The 17,445-nt window shown below is 41.1% G+C and carries 25 protein-coding genes and 11 tRNA genes; 2 read left to right on the forward strand and 34 right to left on the reverse strand.

From position 1 onward, the window contains the following. Nucleotides 1–236 precede the first annotated feature (236 nt). The 22 genes from G587_RS0105100 to G587_RS0105200 form a co-directional block, all read right to left on the reverse strand. Nucleotides 237–1,061, reverse strand: coding sequence for a hypothetical protein (locus tag G587_RS0105100; RefSeq protein ID WP_026491367.1), 825 nt, complete (start codon nt 1,059–1,061; stop codon nt 237–239). Between the two features lie 81 nt (nt 1,062–1,142). Continuing rightward, nucleotides 1,143–1,520, reverse strand: coding sequence for a zinc ribbon domain-containing protein (locus G587_RS0105105; protein WP_026491368.1), 378 nt, complete (start codon nt 1,518–1,520; stop codon nt 1,143–1,145). Then, a complete protein-coding gene (locus G587_RS21485) occupies nt 1,521–2,588 on the reverse strand; it encodes an oxidoreductase (protein WP_051200766.1) in 1,068 nt (355 codons plus the stop codon). Between the two features lie 34 nt (nt 2,589–2,622). Then, entirely contained in the window at nt 2,623–2,964 is a 342-nt protein-coding gene (locus G587_RS0105115; RefSeq protein WP_026491369.1) for an arsenate reductase family protein, read from the reverse strand. Between the two features lie 30 nt (nt 2,965–2,994). After that, nucleotides 2,995–3,321: a hypothetical protein gene (locus tag G587_RS0105120; RefSeq protein WP_026491370.1), complete on the reverse strand. Its 327-nt coding sequence runs from the start codon at nt 3,319–3,321 to the stop codon at nt 2,995–2,997. A gap of 324 nt (nt 3,322–3,645) precedes the next feature. Further along, complete coding sequence (locus tag G587_RS0105130; RefSeq protein WP_026491371.1) at nt 3,646–4,056, reverse strand: peptide deformylase; 411 nt, start codon at nt 4,054–4,056, stop codon at nt 3,646–3,648. 152 nt (nt 4,057–4,208) lie between these two features. After that, on the reverse strand, nt 4,209–4,796 hold the full coding sequence (locus G587_RS0105135) for an HD domain-containing protein (protein WP_026491372.1): 588 nt from the start codon (nt 4,794–4,796) through the stop codon (nt 4,209–4,211). Further along, nucleotides 4,793–5,311, reverse strand: coding sequence for a GNAT family N-acetyltransferase (locus G587_RS0105140; protein WP_026491373.1), 519 nt, complete (start codon nt 5,309–5,311; stop codon nt 4,793–4,795). Before G587_RS0105140 ends, G587_RS0105135 begins: the two co-directional genes overlap by 4 nt. Before the next feature lie 130 nt (nt 5,312–5,441). Beyond that, nucleotides 5,442–5,514, reverse strand: a tRNA-Met gene (locus tag G587_RS0105145). 4 nt (nt 5,515–5,518) lie between these two features. Next, a tRNA-Asn gene (locus G587_RS0105150) sits at nt 5,519–5,591 on the reverse strand. A 4-nt stretch (nt 5,592–5,595) separates the two neighbouring features. Further along, nucleotides 5,596–5,667 (reverse strand) — tRNA-Gln (locus G587_RS0105155). Nucleotides 5,668–5,671: 4 nt separating this feature from the next. Next, nucleotides 5,672–5,744: transfer RNA gene (locus tag G587_RS0105160), tRNA-Lys, on the reverse strand. A 3-nt stretch (nt 5,745–5,747) separates the two neighbouring features. Further along, nucleotides 5,748–5,831: transfer RNA gene (locus tag G587_RS0105165), tRNA-Lys, on the reverse strand. 34 nt (nt 5,832–5,865) lie between these two features. Next, nucleotides 5,866–5,937 (reverse strand) — tRNA-Phe (locus G587_RS0105170). A gap of 4 nt (nt 5,938–5,941) precedes the next feature. Next, a tRNA-Cys gene (locus G587_RS0105175) sits at nt 5,942–6,013 on the reverse strand. Nucleotide 6,014: 1 nt separating this feature from the next. Further along, nucleotides 6,015–6,141 (reverse strand) — tRNA-OTHER (locus G587_RS25335). A gap of 10 nt (nt 6,142–6,151) precedes the next feature. Further along, the gene (locus G587_RS0105180; protein WP_026491374.1) at nt 6,152–6,373 is read right to left on the reverse strand and encodes a helix-turn-helix domain-containing protein; all 222 of its coding nucleotides are present in this window, start codon (nt 6,371–6,373) and stop codon (nt 6,152–6,154) included. A 96-nt stretch (nt 6,374–6,469) separates the two neighbouring features. Next, nucleotides 6,470–6,598 carry a hypothetical protein gene (locus G587_RS26455; protein WP_256379303.1) on the reverse strand — a complete coding sequence of 43 codons (129 nt, stop codon included), beginning with the start codon at nt 6,596–6,598 and terminating at the stop codon, nt 6,470–6,472. A 113-nt stretch (nt 6,599–6,711) separates the two neighbouring features. Then, a tRNA-Ser gene (locus G587_RS25340) sits at nt 6,712–6,797 on the reverse strand. Between the two features lie 4 nt (nt 6,798–6,801). Then, nucleotides 6,802–6,884: transfer RNA gene (locus G587_RS0105190), tRNA-Tyr, on the reverse strand. A 4-nt stretch (nt 6,885–6,888) separates the two neighbouring features. Beyond that, nucleotides 6,889–6,961: transfer RNA gene (locus tag G587_RS0105195), tRNA-Glu, on the reverse strand. Between the two features lie 30 nt (nt 6,962–6,991). Beyond that, nucleotides 6,992–7,222: a helix-turn-helix domain-containing protein gene (locus tag G587_RS0105200; RefSeq protein WP_026491375.1), complete on the reverse strand. Its 231-nt coding sequence runs from the start codon at nt 7,220–7,222 to the stop codon at nt 6,992–6,994. 584 nt (nt 7,223–7,806) lie between these two features. Between G587_RS0105200 and G587_RS25345 the strand changes: the two genes are divergently transcribed. Beyond that, nucleotides 7,807–7,971, forward strand: a complete 165-nt coding sequence (locus tag G587_RS25345) for a hypothetical protein (protein ID WP_155834537.1) — start codon at nt 7,807–7,809, stop codon at nt 7,969–7,971. A 263-nt stretch (nt 7,972–8,234) separates the two neighbouring features. On the opposite strand, the gene G587_RS0105210 is transcribed toward G587_RS25345, so the two are convergent. From G587_RS0105210 to G587_RS25350, 4 genes are all read right to left on the reverse strand, one after another. Next, complete coding sequence (locus G587_RS0105210; protein WP_026491376.1) at nt 8,235–8,546, reverse strand: YbjQ family protein; 312 nt, start codon at nt 8,544–8,546, stop codon at nt 8,235–8,237. A gap of 14 nt (nt 8,547–8,560) precedes the next feature. After that, complete coding sequence (locus tag G587_RS0105215; protein WP_026491377.1) at nt 8,561–8,797, reverse strand: GlsB/YeaQ/YmgE family stress response membrane protein; 237 nt, start codon at nt 8,795–8,797, stop codon at nt 8,561–8,563. Between the two features lie 280 nt (nt 8,798–9,077). Further along, on the reverse strand, nt 9,078–9,413 hold the full coding sequence (locus tag G587_RS0105220; protein ID WP_026491378.1) for a hypothetical protein: 336 nt from the start codon (nt 9,411–9,413) through the stop codon (nt 9,078–9,080). Nucleotides 9,414–9,685: 272 nt separating this feature from the next. Then, nucleotides 9,686–9,844, reverse strand: a complete 159-nt coding sequence (locus G587_RS25350) for a hypothetical protein (protein WP_155829431.1) — start codon at nt 9,842–9,844, stop codon at nt 9,686–9,688. Between the two features lie 166 nt (nt 9,845–10,010). On the opposite strand from G587_RS25350, the gene G587_RS21490 reads away from it, so the two are divergent. Continuing rightward, the gene (locus tag G587_RS21490; protein ID WP_035785851.1) at nt 10,011–11,135 is read left to right on the forward strand and encodes a cysteine desulfurase family protein; all 1,125 of its coding nucleotides are present in this window, start codon (nt 10,011–10,013) and stop codon (nt 11,133–11,135) included. On the opposite strand, the gene G587_RS0105235 is transcribed toward G587_RS21490, so the two are convergent. The 8 genes from G587_RS0105235 to G587_RS0105270 form a co-directional block, all read right to left on the reverse strand. Further along, on the reverse strand, nt 11,129–11,767 hold the full coding sequence (locus G587_RS0105235; RefSeq protein ID WP_026491379.1) for a hypothetical protein: 639 nt from the start codon (nt 11,765–11,767) through the stop codon (nt 11,129–11,131). The two genes, G587_RS21490 and G587_RS0105235, sit on opposite strands and share 7 nt — an antisense overlap. Nucleotides 11,768–11,860: 93 nt before the next feature. Then, on the reverse strand, nt 11,861–12,814 hold the full coding sequence (locus G587_RS0105240) for an AEC family transporter (protein ID WP_051200769.1): 954 nt from the start codon (nt 12,812–12,814) through the stop codon (nt 11,861–11,863). A gap of 117 nt (nt 12,815–12,931) precedes the next feature. Then, nucleotides 12,932–14,056 (reverse strand): helix-turn-helix domain-containing protein, encoded by a 1,125-nt coding sequence (locus G587_RS21495; RefSeq protein ID WP_035785853.1) that lies wholly within the window; start codon nt 14,054–14,056, stop codon nt 12,932–12,934. Beyond that, nucleotides 14,046–15,356, reverse strand: a complete 1,311-nt coding sequence (locus G587_RS0105250; protein ID WP_026491381.1) for an MFS transporter — start codon at nt 15,354–15,356, stop codon at nt 14,046–14,048. The genes G587_RS21495 and G587_RS0105250 overlap by 11 nt, the downstream gene beginning before the upstream one ends. Before the next feature lie 138 nt (nt 15,357–15,494). Then, a complete protein-coding gene (locus G587_RS0105255; RefSeq protein WP_026491382.1) occupies nt 15,495–15,938 on the reverse strand; it encodes a hypothetical protein in 444 nt (147 codons plus the stop codon). 249 nt (nt 15,939–16,187) lie between these two features. Next, nucleotides 16,188–16,511, reverse strand: coding sequence for a putative quinol monooxygenase (locus G587_RS0105260; RefSeq protein ID WP_035785855.1), 324 nt, complete (start codon nt 16,509–16,511; stop codon nt 16,188–16,190). 177 nt (nt 16,512–16,688) lie between these two features. Beyond that, nucleotides 16,689–17,084: a helix-turn-helix transcriptional regulator gene (locus G587_RS21500; RefSeq protein WP_196812517.1), complete on the reverse strand. Its 396-nt coding sequence runs from the start codon at nt 17,082–17,084 to the stop codon at nt 16,689–16,691. 93 nt (nt 17,085–17,177) lie between these two features. Continuing rightward, nucleotides 17,178–17,414, reverse strand: a complete 237-nt coding sequence (locus tag G587_RS0105270) for a CopG family antitoxin (protein ID WP_044932127.1) — start codon at nt 17,412–17,414, stop codon at nt 17,178–17,180. Nucleotides 17,415–17,445 lie beyond the last annotated feature (31 nt).

The raw sequence follows: 17,445 nt of genomic DNA on the forward strand, positions 1-17,445 counted from the left end.
ATTTTTGCCTGTTGATTTATTCCATAATTGGAAATACAACAGGATTCTTCTCTTATATTACTCCCTGGCAAACCGCCGATCGTAAACTGCCGATTTTGTTTGACATTCTAATTATACCTAATACAAAAATAAAAGCCCACAAAGTGAGCTTCATTTCTAAATCTATTTAACTGTGAATAGTAACACGAATATATTTCCTATAAATATAGTGTTTTCGCACGTTTTTTCATAAGCAATCACTCACACGAATAATATGGCCACTCCCCCGTATCCATGTTCTCAACGCCCATTAGTGCGCCGGAACCATCATGAAAATAGCGATAGTTTGTGCCATCACCAGCTACGATATCAAGATAATGGTCAGGACCATCCTCGCCTGCTACAACAGACTGGAGCTGGCCGGTTTTTAATTCTTCGCAAACCTCATGAAAAGTGTCCATATTGAAGGTGTCTGCCTTATCACCAAGGGCTGCTATGGCAAGTTCTTCATTGTACGCTTTATCTTCATCAGTAAGCTCTTCTTCCTCATTGGACATTCCGTCTTCTGCCATCATCTGATCAGCCCAGTCGGAGCGAATCTGGTAAAGCTCGTCCATAGGTAGATAGTTCAACAGATTCTTATACATCGAAAGGAAAGACTGGTTAGCCGGCATATATCCGCCACAATTCTTTAAAAGCTCGTTATTTTCATCATAGAGCATTATATACGTCGAGTCGCCATCGCAGATATCGTTCCGCTCCCTGGGATTGAGGTAATATAGCTTCTTCCGATTGACTGAGCTCACAATTCTATCATATTGATCATCTGTAAGCTTGAGTGTTTTCACGAGCTCGTATTCTCTGGAAAAGTCATCGGGCATATATACAAGCAGATCCTTGTTTGTGCAGACAATCACTTTTCCTGAAAAACAGTCATAGTAGGAGCCATATCCACAGCCCCCATAATAGGTTCCAACATAGTATTCGCTTGAAAGCTCAGGCATAGGCCCCTTAAACAATGCGCATCCACACAAACAGGCAAAAGCCATCACTAAAGCTGCTGCAAAAATTGTTTTTTTCATAAGAAACAATCCTCCTCTTATCCCCAATCTACTTATAATACAGTTGGGCGGAGGAAATTGTTGCAAACCTGGCGATGCCTCTCAAAACCTCGTCCCACACTTCGGGCAAAAATCGAAATCCTCTGTTGTCTCGTAGCCGCACTGTCTACACTGCTTGTATCCAGTTGTGTAACCTCTTCCGCTGCTCACCTGAGTCAGATGACCTGGCAGAATCTCCACGCTTTCGCCTCTGGCTATCATTTTTCCTATCTCCGGATCAAGCTCGTAAACTGTTCCGCAGCAGCTGGTCTGCACGTAGTAATGCCTGTTCCACTTTAAGGTCGGTATGAAAAACAGCGACAGCACAGTATATGTCATGAACACGTTAAAGCGTCCATATTTTCCACAAATGGCGCAGGTGATCAGCTGATTGGAATCAAAGTCCTTCCTGCCATTTGAAATTCCCATTATAAAAAACATTTAACTTACCTTTCTTTTGGCCGGGCATTTATGCGGCATTCCGGGGCCATACTGACAATTCGGGCAGCAAAAACACTTTACGAAAGGTGTTCCGTTTAATACCGCCTCGCAAAAAGCCGGATCTGCAAGGACTGCTTTTCCCAGATCTACTGTGTCCACAAGGTCATTTTCTATAAGATATTTTGCAAGCTCGGGTTCATATATGCCGTTGACGCATGAAACAGGAACACGTCCCTTGAAGTGGTCATGGAACCTCACGCCAAGCTCACATATCTGATTGTACGGTTTTCCCTCGTCCTTAAGAGTCGGATCATCCCATTCGATTCCAGTAGAAACCTGAAGATAGTGGCAGCCTGCCTTAACATACTCTTCTGCGATTTTTATTGCTGTTGCTATGTCCGGCTCAATTCCGGCAGTTCTAACTGATATAAGGAAGTCATCGCCGCATCTCTCCCTGATCATGCGGATTATCTCGGCGCCAAACCTAGCTCTGTTCTCGTCACTTCCGCCGTATTCATCTGTTCTGAGATTGGTCTTCTTTGACATGAACTGATTGATCAGATAGCCATGACATCCGTGCAGCTGCACGCCATCATATCCGGCTTTCTTTGCGCGAACTGCAGCACTTGCAAAGCTTTCCTGCATCTTATGGATCTCTTCTACAGTCATCTCCTTAGCAAGAACATTCTCATCGCGGGTAGGCACCGCTGAGGGAGCGATCACTTCTCCAAGCTCAGGATTGGCATTAAGCCCTGCATGGTTGAGCTGTATGATGACTGCTGCCCCGGCGTTATGACAAACTTCCGCAATCTGTCTGTGTCCGTCGATCTGGTCATCATCCCACAATCCCATGTGGATTTTCCCGAATCTTCCTCCGGGTGTTACAGCTGTTGCCTCAACGCATATCAGGCCGCAGCCATGCTCCGCGCGCTTTTTGTAATGCTCTATGTGTTTTTCAGTAGCCTTTCCATCAGCACCTGCATAATCAAATTTTACTGTCGGTGCCATGGTGAGCCTGTTCCTTATCACAGTTTTATTTATCGTTATTGAATCCCCAACCTTTGTCATAAAAGTCTCCCACATTATCTTCTTGCCAATATATTTATTCCCACTTTTTCCACACATCTGGCTGATATCCCAGCGTGGATTGTTTACCATTTCTCACTACCGGAGTCTTAAGTATCTGCTGATTTTCCAGTAGCTTTTCAAGCTTATCCTCATCCGCAATGTACTGGATAAGCGCAATAGCATCTTTATCCTTCGCATCAGGATTTATCATGTTCATGATTCCGCCGTTAGCACTTGCAACAGAAGTGAGCTCTCCCTTGCTCATGCTCTTTTCCTTCAGATCAACGAACTGAAACTTTATGCCTCTCTCCTTGAAAAAACGCTCTGCTTTTTTGGTATCGTTGCACTTCTTAGTGCCAAAAATCTGTATATTCATCTTTTTTCCTCATCAAAAATATAGAGGCATTTAACCTCTATATTTCTTAGTAATCACTATTATGTATATTGCCATAAGTACTATAGTTTCCAGCATCACTCCCAATACTGAGAGTAGGATAACCGGTGAGTTTTGTCCAGATAATAAGGGAAGTCCTAACACAATAAAAATAATGCCGTAGAGTATGAACAAAATCCCTGTCGCTCTGTTATACCCCTTTATGTCATTTACCGGAAACTGTTCGACATTAGCCCAGAAGCCTGCGGCCTTTTTCGAAAATATATCTTTGATTCCCATCAAAATTATAATGGCTCCAACTGCCGCCCAGATGATAAATCCCATCATTGCTCCACTCATACCATGATTTCCTGTTCCCTTTTCAAAATTTTTTTCAATACAACTGTTTTCTATTATAAACTCTTTACAACTATTGCATAAGTAGGAATCAGTTTTCAGATGTCTCTTTTTTCTTCTTCTCTTCCCTCTTTTTGAGATATAAAAAGAGTAAAAAACTACCATTTGTAATTGTTGTTAAAAGAATTAAAATGCTGGGTGTCATATAGATTCTCCTCCTGTCCCCTGTGACTTAGATAATTTGTTGATGAAATAATCTTAATATGAACCCGCATTTGAATATATATCTATCTCTGCAAAAAAATTCTCTCTATTTTTCCATTCAAATCATATTAAAATACCGGAAAAATGGTCGATTTCATGCTGTATTATCTGCGCTGTAAAATCGGTATATTTTCCATGCTTGGGCTTAAAGTCCTGATCCAGATAATCAACCTCAATCTCTTTATATCTCGTGCATGGCCTTACACCATCCAGCGAAAGACAGCTTTCCTCCGTCTGATACTCGCCGGTTTTCCTGGTTATAACCGGATTTATCATAGGGAAAATAAAGGGTCCTGCTGCCACCACGATGATCTGCTTCTTAACGCCTATCATGTTCGCAGCCATTCCCACGCACCTGTCCTGATTTGCTCTTAATGTATCCAGAAGGTCCTCTACAACCTGCTTGTCAGCCTCGGTTGCCGGCTCTGACTTTTGTTGTAAAAAGAACTGGTCTCTGACTATCTTTTTTACCATTAGATTCCTTTCCTTGGTTTTGTACCTATTTTTACTTGAATGTACTACATTTTACTATTACTTTTTCAAGTAATTCCAGGTAATTTTTATACTTTTACCGAGAATTACTTAAACATTAGTTTAAGGGACAAGTCATAAAAAGTACTTTCATGTTAAGCAATCTCCTTTTGAATCAGGTCTTCTTTTTCCGCCATTGCCTGAAGTGTCATGGTGAGCAGCTTATCAAGATCCCATCCGAGCTGCTGTGCTCCCCGTTCAATCACTTCTCTTGAACAGCCTGCAGCAAAGCCCTTGCTCTTATACTTTTTCTTAAGAGACTTAAGCTCCATGTCCTTCGTGCTCTTGGAGGGTCTCATAAGAGCTGCTGCCCAGATCAGACCTGTTAACTCATCTGCCGCAAAAAGAACTTTTTCCATCTCATGAACCGGCTCCACATCTATCGTTGTTCCACAGCCAACGGTGATTCCATAGCCATGCGAGCACACAGAGTGGATGACGTCATCACTAACTCCCGCTTCTTTTAAAAGTTCAGGAGCTTTAAGACAGTGTTCTTCCGGATACAGCTCAAAGTCTATATCATGCAAAAGGCCTACAATTCCCCAGTACTCAGCATCCTCGGCATACCCAAGCTCATTTGCGTACCACTTCATGACAGCCTCAACTGTCAGTGCATGCTGGATGTGAAAAGGGTCCTTATTATACTTCTTCAAAAGTTCAAAAGCCTCATCTCTTGTGATCATACCGCTCCTCCTTTATCTTCTCTGTGCTTTATCATGTTGCATCTTCCCCAAGATTCATCTTTATATGAAAATGCATTTTCTGTAACGTTCCGTTCTGTAAAGCCTGCTTTCTGATAGCACTTCTTAGCCCTTATGTTTGTGGTAAAAACGTTCAGATGAACCGCTTCGGCTCCGGTTTTCTCAAAGGCATAGTTTGATGCCAGTTCCAGCATTTCCCTAGCTACTCCTTTTCCGCGAAGCTCCGGATTGACTATGATGAACTTCAGCATGCCTTCTTTTGTCTCGTCATTTAATGAATAGCAAAAGAACCCCGCAGTGCTTCCATCATCCTGGCTTACCACAAACGGAGTATCTCCCCACTGTGATGCCATATCCTTCATAACAGCTTCAAAATTCTCCTGCTCAAGAGGATACTCAAAGCGGCCTGCACACCACATCGCGTGTGTTCTTTCATCGTCTATCCAGTTTTTTATCTCATCAAAATCTTTTGAAGGGATGTATTGTCTTAGGTTCATATTTTCGCTCCACCAACAAAAACATAGTTCTAATATATCAGAAAAATAGCCATTTAACAGTAATTTTTCTGTCAAATTACTATTTTTAGGTGATTTGTAGTTCATAATCACTTTATATGCAAAAAGTTAATTCCAGGAACGGGGCATGATCCCATAACCTTCCGCGTATGAAGCGGGCACTCTACCAATTGAGCTATCCTGGATTAGCGGACATAGAGGGACTCGAACCCACAGCCCTTCGGTTAACAGCCGAATGCTCTGCCAATTGAGCTATATGTCCATAACTACGGTAGCAGGACTCGAACCTGCAACACCCTGAGTCAGAGTCAGGTGCTCTACCATTGAGCTATACCGCATCAGTGCCGCCTGTGAGCTTCGAACTCACGACCTTCGGTTTAAGGGACCGCTGCTCTGCCAACTGAGCTAAGACGGCAAGTGCGCCCCACGGGAGTCGAACCCGCTTCGCTTTGAACAAAGCACGGATTAAAAGTCCGTTGCATAACCGTTCTGCCAAGAGCGCAAATAATCTATTTTTCACAGCAAAATACTGTTAGTGGGCTCGGACGGTATCGAACCGCCTCTCGGAGATTTTCAGTCTCCCGCTCTACCATTTAAGCTACAAGCCCTAAGAGACGTAGGCGAGATTCGAACTCGCGCTCGCGGAGTTGCAGTCCGCTGCCTTTCCAGCTTGGCTACTACGTCATGGTTACGGTAGCAGGACTCGAACCTGCAATACTCCTGGATCGTCTCTGCCTAAGTTCGATTACGCAAATCATAGATTTGCTATCTCACTTAAAAACCAGATGCTCTGCCAATTGAGCTATACCGCAAAGTGCAGTCTTATGAAACTGCGATTATGTCATCAATCGGGACCTCAAGATAAACCGAAAGTGCCACGATCCTGTCTATGCTCGGGAGCACTTCTCCCCTTAAGTATCTATACACAAGCGATGTGCTCGCTCCGAGGTATTCTGAAACCTCTGGGACTGTATGACCGCTTTCTCTTATCAGTTCTCTAATTCTTATTCCTGTTCCTTCAATATCTATTACCGGATAATCCATTTTCTTTATCTCCTTTTTTGCATTAAAAAATCCACTTAACACGCAAGCTAAGTGGATATCGAGATGAACCTCTATTTTCAATGCTCAGGATTGTCCTTAATCTCCGGATCCCGGGCTATTTACCACCAACTTGCAATTTGCATAACTAACAAAGCACTTCTGATTTTTGCAGAACTGCATGAACTGTTTGTTATTAAACTGCTTGTTGATAGTTACGTAGTACATCTTAAATCTTTCTCCTTACTTTCCGCTGCAGTATCGCAGCAACTATTGTGTTTCTGTAATTGCATTATGGATCAGGATTCCTGATCTGTATAGTGTCATCGGATGACACTGAGCGTTTGCGGTTGGATTCGAACCAATGGTACGTTGCCGCACATCACCTTAGCAGGGCGACACCATAAGCCATCTCGGTCACGCAAACTTAGTGGGCAGGGTGAGACTCGAACTCACGCTGTTTCAGTTGTCAGGGTTTTACAGACCCCTGCCTTCGCCGCTAGGCTACCTACCCATAGTGATCCCCAACGGACTTGAACCGAGTACTTCAGCCTTGAAAGGGCTGTGTCCTAACCTTTAGACCAGGAGACCGTGTGGGAGCTTTCACTCCCTATATTCAATTTATGCGCTTAGTCTATAAAGGCATTCCCCTTCAATCACAATAATATCGTCCATAGCAACTCCTAAAACAGATGCTAATACAACTAAGTTATCCAATGTTGGCATCGCTGTTCCGCGCTGCCACTTGTAAATCGCCTGCGGAGTAGCAAATCCAAACACATCCTGTAAATCCCTAACAGACATACCGGCTGCCACTCTTAAATCTGTAATTCTCTGTCCCGTAGCGACCATATCGATCGCTGGAATATTCTGTGTCAATTTTGACTCCTTTCTTGCTTTCTATTTTCAAGCAAAATAAAACCGCTTGCCTTGTCATCTAAGGTAAGCGGTACGCAAACATGTTTATCTATAAGCTCCTGATCCGTTTTACTCCATCCGAACCTTTGCTAAAACAACATTTTCTCGCATTTGCCTATCCTTAAATGGGCACATGAAACTAAACATCCACTCTGATTTATACTGGAGTGATGATTCATAACTTTCGCTATAGAGGCAATAATTGCGATTCATTGTTGTCATGTCTTTTCCTTTCCGGGAGCTCTTTTTCCGCTCCGCTTATCTCTCTTATATATCGAATAATAACACCAACATAATTAGTTGTCATTATATTCATAGTATAATAACCGATTTCCTAAACCACTAAAAATGAATCAAATTTTCATAATATCCCCTGAAAAAAGATATTAATAAACATTTGAAAATGCCCTAAAGAAATCCGGACCACCCATCGATATATTTTCTGTAAGCGAAAAAGAACATTCAAATGGCCAAAATGAATGAAACAAAAATAAGATGATTAAATGGAGGTTTCTCTTATGTATATGTACGAATTGTTTCTTTCAAGTGACGTAGAAGGCAAGAGCATTCACTTTATCCAGACAAACCACAAGGTGGGCGATCTCGAAAAATGGCTCAGAAAACTCGTTAAAGATAATACTATCTCCGAAGATATTGCTAACGCAGTTACCTTCGTTTGGTAATCATAATATAATCAGCAGGCACTACCAGAAGATTCCGAGAGGGATCTTCTTTTTTATACAAGAATGTCGCTTGCGACATTCTCGCGCCGAGCGCGGTTGCTGAAGGCAACATATTCCTATCGCGCGAGTGCGCATCCATAGCGGAGCGCTTTTTATGATAGGAATTTCGGAGAAATTTCTATATCATAAAAAGCCCTCCACTCCAATTTTCATGAAGCAAAGGGCCAATCCCCAAATGATTCATCATCTATCAAAATAGCTCCTCAGGCAAACTTCACTGCTGTGCCATAAGCCATTATTTCAGCTGCGCTCTGCATTACTGAAGAAGATGAATATCTTACACCGACTATTGCATCAGCGCCAAGGGCTTCCGCTTCCTTGATCATCCTGTCTGTAGCAAGTTCTCTTGCCTTGGTCATCATCTCGGTATAGCTTCCAAGCTCGCCTCCCACCAGAGTTTTGAGTCCGGAGCCTATATCCTTAAAAGCGTTGACTGTCTGAATTGTACTTCCCTTTACAAGTCCGATCATTTCCAGATTCTTTCCAGAAATTGTTTCTGTAGTAACCATCATCATACTCGCCACCTCCTTTAAAACAACTTTCTTCCAAGCCAGATGCAGATACAAGCACCTACAGTTGATACTATCAGGCTTCCGATAAGTCCGGTTGCAGTAAATCCGATGAGCTTAAATACGAATCCACCAACAACTCCTCCAAGAACACCAAGTATGATGTTTTTAAGTGTTCCGGATTTCTCACTCATGATTTTACTTCCGATAAAGCCTGCGATTGCACCAAGTATAAGTCCACCAATAATTCCAAACATTTTGTTTTCCTCCAATCTTACTGTTCGCACTATTTTGTGCTATTTCAATACCACGCTTTCTGATAGTTATTATGTAATCAATTTCTTTGTTTCTGTGATGGTTTTAGTATATGACATTTTAATGTCGTAATACACATTCATGATTGCAATATTGATAACCATATTCTTCATATGTGGTAAAATAAAGTTCCTTCACACTATTTCTTTTTCTTTGGAGCCGGGAGCTCCAAATCTGCATCAGGCATCATTTCCATGAATTTCTCTTTTCAGCGCATCCGTATTATGATTCCTCGAGATACCTTACTTTCTTTCCATGTGACATAGCATAGTCTATCTCAGACCTCGTACTATCTCCGATATAACCACCAACGTTAATTACGAAAATCTCATCAGCCATGTCAATCTTACGTTTATGCATATCATCAAGCATTTCTTTTGTTTTAGTCAGTGTCCCTTCATCCATGTTTTCCCAGACTTCGGAATCACCTGAATGCCCAAACAGTCCGACGCTGATAACTATATTGCCATCTAACGTCAGCTTTTTCTGCATTTCCATGAACTGTTCTTTAAAACGTGTGCTTCCACATAATGTAATAACCGGGTATTTTCCTTGCATTTGCACCATCCTTTAATATGTTTATCAATTTCTACTATGTATTACGGCAATCTGCCCCATAGCTATTTTTGTGCTTTGATATTGCCAAGTTAGCTTTGCAATTTTAGTATAGTTGGCTTTGCAAATAAGGCAAAGCAGACCTAGAAAAAATATCAGAAAAAGAGCAGTGTGATATTTTGAAAATACCTCACTGCTCTATATATAGTGATTTTTTTGGAAGGAACTCCCACCGAATCTGCAACGAAAGGGGTTTCTCATTGATACATTATCCGTTATCGATTTTTAGATATTTTTTGGCATCTTTCTCCTACCAATACTTGACCTGGTGGACAATTTTTTCTACCCCCGGCAACTTTATCCAACTGTTGATCTGTCAGATTTTCAACCTTTTTTACAACTTCATTTATATCTTTCTCTCTATTATCAGCCATATCAGTTACCCTTGTTACTACAGCCTCATCTCAGCCTTACTTAAGTAACAATTGTCCTTTCCATATAAATCATTGAGTGTTGCTTAGAAATATAATATATTAATTGTATAATATTAGGATAAAAGGAACCATTAAACCTTTATTATATTTTTATAAACTTTGACATATGATATATCTTGATAATGCAGCAACAACAAAAGTTAATCCGGAAGTTCTGGAGGCTATGCTTCCCTATTTTAGTCAGCAGTTTGCTAATCCATCTGCAGCACACCATTTCGGTCTTGAGGCAAAAAAAGCTGTTGAAAAAGCCAGGGAGTTTTGTGCTGAATTAATTGGAGCAGATCCTTCCGAGATAGTTTTTACATCCGGCGGTACAGAAAGTGACAACACCGCTATTTTTTCAGTGCCTGAGAATCGGCACATCATTACTTCTTTGACAGAGCATCATGCTGTTTTAAATCCATGTAAAAAAATAGAAGAACTTGGACGCCGTGTCACTTTTCTTTCGCCCAGTGAAAATGGCGATGTATCTGCTTCTTCCATTGAAAGCGCTCTGGAAGAGGAAACGGCTCTGGTTTCTGTCATGACTGCAAATAACGAGATAGGAACCATAACTGACATTAAAGCCATTGGCTCGCTGTGCAGGTCTGGGAAAATTCTTTTTCACACTGATGCAGTGCAGGCTTTTGGGCATATCCCTATAGATGTAAATGACATGAATATCGATCTTTTATCAGCCAGCGGTCACAAGCTTAGAGCCCCTAAAGGCGTTGGTCTCCTCTATGTACGGAAAGGCGTTCGTATATCGCCTTTCCTTTATGGAGGCGGACAGGAACAGGGGCTAAGATCCGGTACGCTAAATGTTCCTTCGATTATTGGTCTTGGTGAAGCGGCAAGGCTTAGCAGGATTCACATGTCAGAGAGATTTAGAAAAGAAACGGATTTAAGAGACTATCTGATTTCAAGAGTTCTTTCCGAGATTTCCGGAGCAAAATTGAACGGAAGCATCGTGAACAGGCTCCCTGGCAATGCTCATTTTTCAATCCCGGAGGTAAATGGCGCAGAAATCATGGAACTATTATCCGGTAATGAAATATTTATTTCCACCGGTTCAGCCTGCTCCTCATCCAACTCACGGCCAAGTCATGTTCTCACGGCCATCGGTATGTCTGCAGCCGATGCCCGCTCTTCTATCCGTGTTACACTAAGCTATGAAAATACAAAAGAAGAAATAGATATTTTCATTCAGAAGTTAAAAGAATACGTTGATGCATTAAGAAATCTTCAATGAGAAGGTATTTCCTTTATCTCTTTAATCTCGTTGAAGATTTCTTTTTCCATTCCGGGAAGTTTCTCAAGCATTCTCCTTCTGGCCTCAGTGTCTCCACCCTCTTTTTCCATTGATGCCTTAAGTCTTTTGGTAAAATGCTCTGTGTTATCACTGATGCACTTTTTAAGCTCCTCATCAGTCTCCGACACAATACAGGGGCGGACTATCTTAAGCTTGGCGGCATATGTCAGACTATCTTCATCAGATTCCTTTGAGCGAAACAGGATTTCTGCTACTACCATCTCCTGATACTCTCTTTTTTCCTTGCCCTCAAGCATCGCATTATTAAATTCATCGCCGGAGAGACAGATTCCGCAATCATCTGTGAGAAAAGAAAACAAATCATCTCTGTTTTCTGTCGGACAAATTCCCTTAGCAATCTCCCCATTAAGAATAAGGACCCAGTATGGAGTTCCATCACCGCCAAATTCATAAAGAAGATCGTGGGACTCATCGCAGGAAAATCTGATAATCTCAATATTCTTTTTCTCCAGAATACCAGTCAGCGGTTCCACTTCCAGACACATTGAGCAGCCTTCCTGGTAAAAACACATAAGTGCTTTGGTTTTGTTTAGAATAATATCTTTTGTCATCTTTTATCTTCTCGTTTGTTAGCGCCGGTTGTCCATCCGCCTCTGATAGACCCCAAGTTCCAACGATACGTTACAACAATTGTTCTTATAAACTTATAACCCATTCTTATAAAAAAACGCACAAATCGCATAAACGATTATCGTGATTATCATATACACCGAATTCGTGGTCGACACATACGAACACCCCTCCGGATTCTTGATATATGTCTGCATGGAAAAGGTTGTCGGTACGCTCATGTAAATGACTTCAGCCATTATAAATTCGAGATCACCTTTATAGAGTCTGGAAATCACAAAGACACACACAGCAATCGCACAGCTCTGAATCAAGAGCCTGCAGATAACCGGTTTTAATACCTCTCTGATCCTGTCGAAATGCAGATCGATATCATAACCAACTGCCAGCAAAATCATTGCGTTCAATGGTGCAACAACCAGATGCTCACATCCAAGATAAATGGAGCTCACAGGCTGAGCAAGAAACCATTTCATAATACCACTTACACCAAAGGTAACACCTAACACCGCGCCGATGAAGGTAGGTGTGTGCAGCGCAGAAAGGACCAATGCCTTGGGTGACATTCTTTCGCCCTTTTCCTGCTGTTGTAGCATACCCATCCAGATGGAAAAGCCGAAAAGCAATCCGGATATATCCAATAAAGCTATTTTAGAGAGCGCATCTGCTCCGCAGAGATTTGAAAAGAGCGGATATGCTACCATGCCTCCCTCATAGAGACTCATGAGAAAGGGTACATATTTTGCACGATCCTCAAGGAATAGTGGTCTTATCAGGAATCCGCAACCAAAGGTTAGCAGCTCCACAATCAGAAGAACGAACACCAGCACAGCTATTTTACTGTTGTACTCTGCCGTGGCCAGGGCATGAAAAACGGCAACCGTCAGCATGATCCTGGAAACAAGGAACTTAATATCATCAATTCCTTTACGCGAGATCCACTGGGTCTTTTTCAGGAATACTCCAACCGCTATCATCCCGATTACAGGTAATATAGCCGTTAATACTTCGATTATTGAATGCATCATAAATGGCTCCAATCACATATTCAATGCAGATTCGGTAGTCCCGTAATTACCCTTATCTTTATATATCGGTCAATCGCATCAAAATGTTTATATGCATTCAATTCCCGGCGAGAATTATTATTCATCGATTATGAATTTCTTCTGCTCGTTCCATGCCTTTATTACAGCATTTATCTGCTTCGGAATTTTCCCGTCCCTATCTTTAAGTCTGTACTGAAGAATATTATCAATGCTATCAATAGCTCCTTTTCCGCTTGTTCCATGGGATATGACCTTATCCTTCAGAAACAGGAATTTGATGCTGGAATTTATGTCATCCACTTCGCAGGAGGTGTCATATTCCTTCGCCAGCTCGTATGCCTTTTTTACGCATTCCTTCATCTCCTCAGTCTCACCGAGCCTTGAATAAAGGCAGGCCTTTTCAATATAAAGAAATGACTTGGGCTTATAACAAAAATTGACTTTTCCCTCTACTGCACTGCCATCAATAAACTGCATTTCAACATCAACCATATCGATGGCTTTTAGCACATCCGCTTTTTTCCCCATTATTGAAAACGCGTTTCCAATACTGAATATGGTATTTAATTGATTTGAAAAACAATTGATGAGCGTGTGTGAAAAGTAATCCAGCGCCTCTTCCACTTTTCCCTGGTTCATAAGAATTATGGCAATCGGAACATTGTTACTGCCATCATAATTTATCTGCTTTAGCTGCTCGATTGCCTTTTCGGGGTCAGTATCTTTATATAAAAAGGCGATCTTACCCTTTATTGAATACTCGGATATTTCCTCGTCCGTGTTTTGCTTAATCCTCTCAAGCGCCATTTCATAATAGGATATGGCCTTCTCCGAGTCCTTTTTATCCAAGCGTGCCATGTACTTGTAATAGTACAAATTTCCACATGTATATATAACCTTAAAATTGTTCGGAAATCTCGTAAGCGCATTATTGGCCTCTATGACAGCCTCTTCAAACTCGTGCTTTCTCGCAAGCTCTTCAACCTTGTCGCACATGTCCTCAAGATTTTTTGAAGTAAGCTCAAGTCCCACCAGCTCGTCCATGGATATATTATAAAAATTTGCCAGCTGCATTAGCGTCAATATGTCAGGTACGTTGTTTCCATTTTCCCACTTCGAAACCGCACCGACAGTTACTCCGATCGCGTCCGCCAGTCCCTCCTGGGTCAGTCCCATTTCTTTTCTATAATTCTTGATCTGCTCAGCCAGTTTAAGCTGCATTTGACACCTCAGTTTCCTTTAAATCAAATTCCATTGAACTAAACATTACAATTATCATAAGTACTACGGTTGTTACTCCGCATCCTAAAATAAGATGAAGAGAACTGATTTTTACAAGTACGCAGCTTACAAGGATTGATGCAAGGGGCATAGCTGCTGCAGATGATGCTCCCATAACCGCGCCTGCTCTTGCAAGATATGCTCTGTCACATACACTGAAGAACTGGATTTTAACAACTCCGCAGAGAACTGCGGTTGCTCCGGACATCATGAAGTAGCAAATTCCTCCAAGAAGGTAGCCTGCAAAAGCGATTTCGGATACAAATCTTCCAAGGGCGATGCATGTCATAAAGCTTCCCAGCAAAACTCCGCAAACGAAAAGTGTATTCTTTGTTTTGAATTTATCGATTATAGCAGGAGTGATCGCAGAACCTACAATAACTCCAAGGGAAGAAGCCATTCCCATAACGCTTAAAAGTGTACTTCCAAGTCCAAATACGTTCTCCGCAATGGGAGCCTCAAGTGCGTTAAGCGGAACGAGAAGGAAATTCATCATAACTGCCATGATAGCGTAATTTACAAGGATCTTATTTCCAAGGACATACTTAAATCCGTCCTTAAGCATTGCACGGTATGAAAAATTGTTCTTTGCTTTCTTAGCACTTTTTGCCTCGTTATTAACAACGGGCTGGTTATCTTCATAGTTCTTAATTAAAAGGATGAAAAACATTGCAATGAAGAATGTTGCTGCATCGATCATCATTGTAAACTGGACACCAAACTTAGCAATTATGATGCCTGCTGCTCCTGTTCCAATAAGGGAAACAGCGCTTGATAAGCTCTCATTAAGGCTTATTGCATGTGAAAGTTTTTCTTTTTTCACAACCATCGGAACGAATGCTCCGGATGCAGGAAGGTTGAATGATTCAATAGTTGTTATGATTAAAGTAAATCCAGCCATGATGAAGGGATTAACCTTACCGAACATATAAATAAGCACAAATGCGGAAATGATAATTCCTCTTAAAAGATGTGTAGCTACGATAATCTTCTTTTTATTCATCTTCTCTACTATCGGTCCTACAAAGGGCTGCACGATAATGTTAGGAAGAACATTAAGTCCGTAGATCAGAACTGCCAGTGATGCGCTCTGGGTGATATGGTATATCAGCCATGTAAATGTGATTGCATCAAGTGAGTCTCCAAATCTGTTCACAAGGTTTGCAACCAGGAGCTTGCTGTATTCCTTTTCCTTTAACAGCTCCTTATAGTTATTTCTTTTAGTCATTTTCTCAGGCATTATCCGTTCCTCGCATTCATTTATTATGTTTGTTGATGACTAAATTGTACGACTGCATCTGTTTTATTGTAACATACCGTTTGTACAATTGGGCAATAAAAAACTTTCCGTAATGGAAAGTTTTTATAAGCTTACTAATTATGAATATCTCAATGTAACAAATGCAACAAGCGCAATGGTCGCAGCCACACTGAACAGAAGAATCAATATTAAAAACCTGATCTTAGCGCCACAGGTGTCGGTCTGTATTTCAGGTACGCCATTTTTTTCAATTACATGTACCGCAAGATAATCGCCGCTTTTAAGACCTTTCCTGGCTGAAATGATATTATCCTGTAGCTTCTGCCCATTGTAATTATACTCAACCAAGTAACTTTCAAACGTGTGATAATTTGTAGAATGTCCTGAGATAAGGGCTGTCTGCTCTACGGTTCCCAGACTTTTAACTACGCATCCCGCATATTTTTCTGCACGAAAATAATTGATCATTCCGATAAACTCTTTTAACAGACGCCACACATACCTGACTATAAAAACCGTTAATGCAGTTTTCCAAAAAAGATCATAGATTTCACTACTCATAAAAAATTCTCCTCCAACTGTATAAATAGTAGACTGCGCTTATCCTCAATCTATTATTTATACAGTCAGGGAGGAGAAAATGTTGCAAAGGTTACTTAATTAGTGCAGAAAGCTTCCCCGTTCTGCGTTATACATCTCTTTTCAGTTAAGCAATATAGTCTTTCACATTGAAATACTCATCTGTCCACTGTTCTTCTTCAGTAATTCCAGGAACAAACTCCTTGCTGTATGTTTCCCCGGAAAATCTGTCTACTTTCTTATAAACTTGTTCTCAGATTCTGGAGTATCAGCACTTACAAATCTTTCTGCATTCATATGAAGATCATATTTCTCTCGCAGCTGTGCTATAGTCTGCATCATGGGTGAAACATGGTGAGCATCAATTGCTTCCTGATTCTCCCATGCATCAATCAAAAGCACAGTTTCAGGATCTTTCATTGGAAAGAAATATTCATATCGAACATTTCCTTTTTCTGCTCTGATCTTATCGGCAGTTCCACTGCTTTCCATTTCCTCTGCAAACTTCCTGGCATTGCTATTTACGCCTGTATAATAGAGATTTACAGTTATCATTTTAATCCTCCCCGTATCGGTGCAAAATCTCCAAGTACATCTCTGCCTGCTGTCTGTACTATTTTCTCTGCCATTCTTATCCACCTACTTTCTAATTAATCTGTTTTCCCATGCTGGTAAATGATTTGTTATAGGTTTTCCTTCTGTAATCCTTAGGCGTAACGCCTTCATATTTTTTTAAAGTGTAGAAAAATGACTCTCCCCAGCGAATCCCAGATATTCAGCTATATCTGTGCAGCTGTACTCGTTGTAGGAAAGAAGATATTTTGCTGCTGTAAGCTTCTTATGCCTGATATAATCCGATACTGACATCCCGACCTCTTTTGCAAAAACCGTTGACAACCAGGACGCATTCATCTCATGCTCATCAGCAAGCATCTGTACAGTTATCCTGTCATGCAAATGGTTTTCAATATAGTCCATGCACTGGAAAATCATTGGCGAATACTCCTTGTAGTGACTCTTGAAAAGAGTATTGTTTAAGTTACCACACCAAAACAACTGAACACTACTACTGCCATGAAAAGAATAACATTTACGCCTCTTGGCTTCAAGAGAAACAAACCTTCCCACTTTTTCCCGATTTCGTACCAGTTTTTCCCGAAAATTTCCCGAAAGAGAAAACACAGACCTAAAATATGGGGAATAATGCGAACTTATGCATCATCATTTCCAAGTCATTTTTAACTTCTTTTTTGAGGTTGCACAATCGACCAGATAAAGGTTTATAAGCGTCTGATAAGGTATACCGGAATCTGCTGACTGACTTTTAAAGTACTCAAGGGCATCAGCATCAACATTCATTGTTATCTTCTTGTGTAGCTTCTTAGCATAGGGATTCTTAACAGCTTTACTGAAGTCAAATTCCTGTTCCAAAAATTCATCATCGTTAAGTCTTTTCATGATCTTCTGCTCCTTTCATAGCCTTTCTTCT

Origin of the sequence: Butyrivibrio sp. XPD2002 (assembly GCF_000423945.1) — a bacterium.
Lineage (GTDB): Bacteria > Bacillota > Clostridia > Lachnospirales > Lachnospiraceae > Butyrivibrio.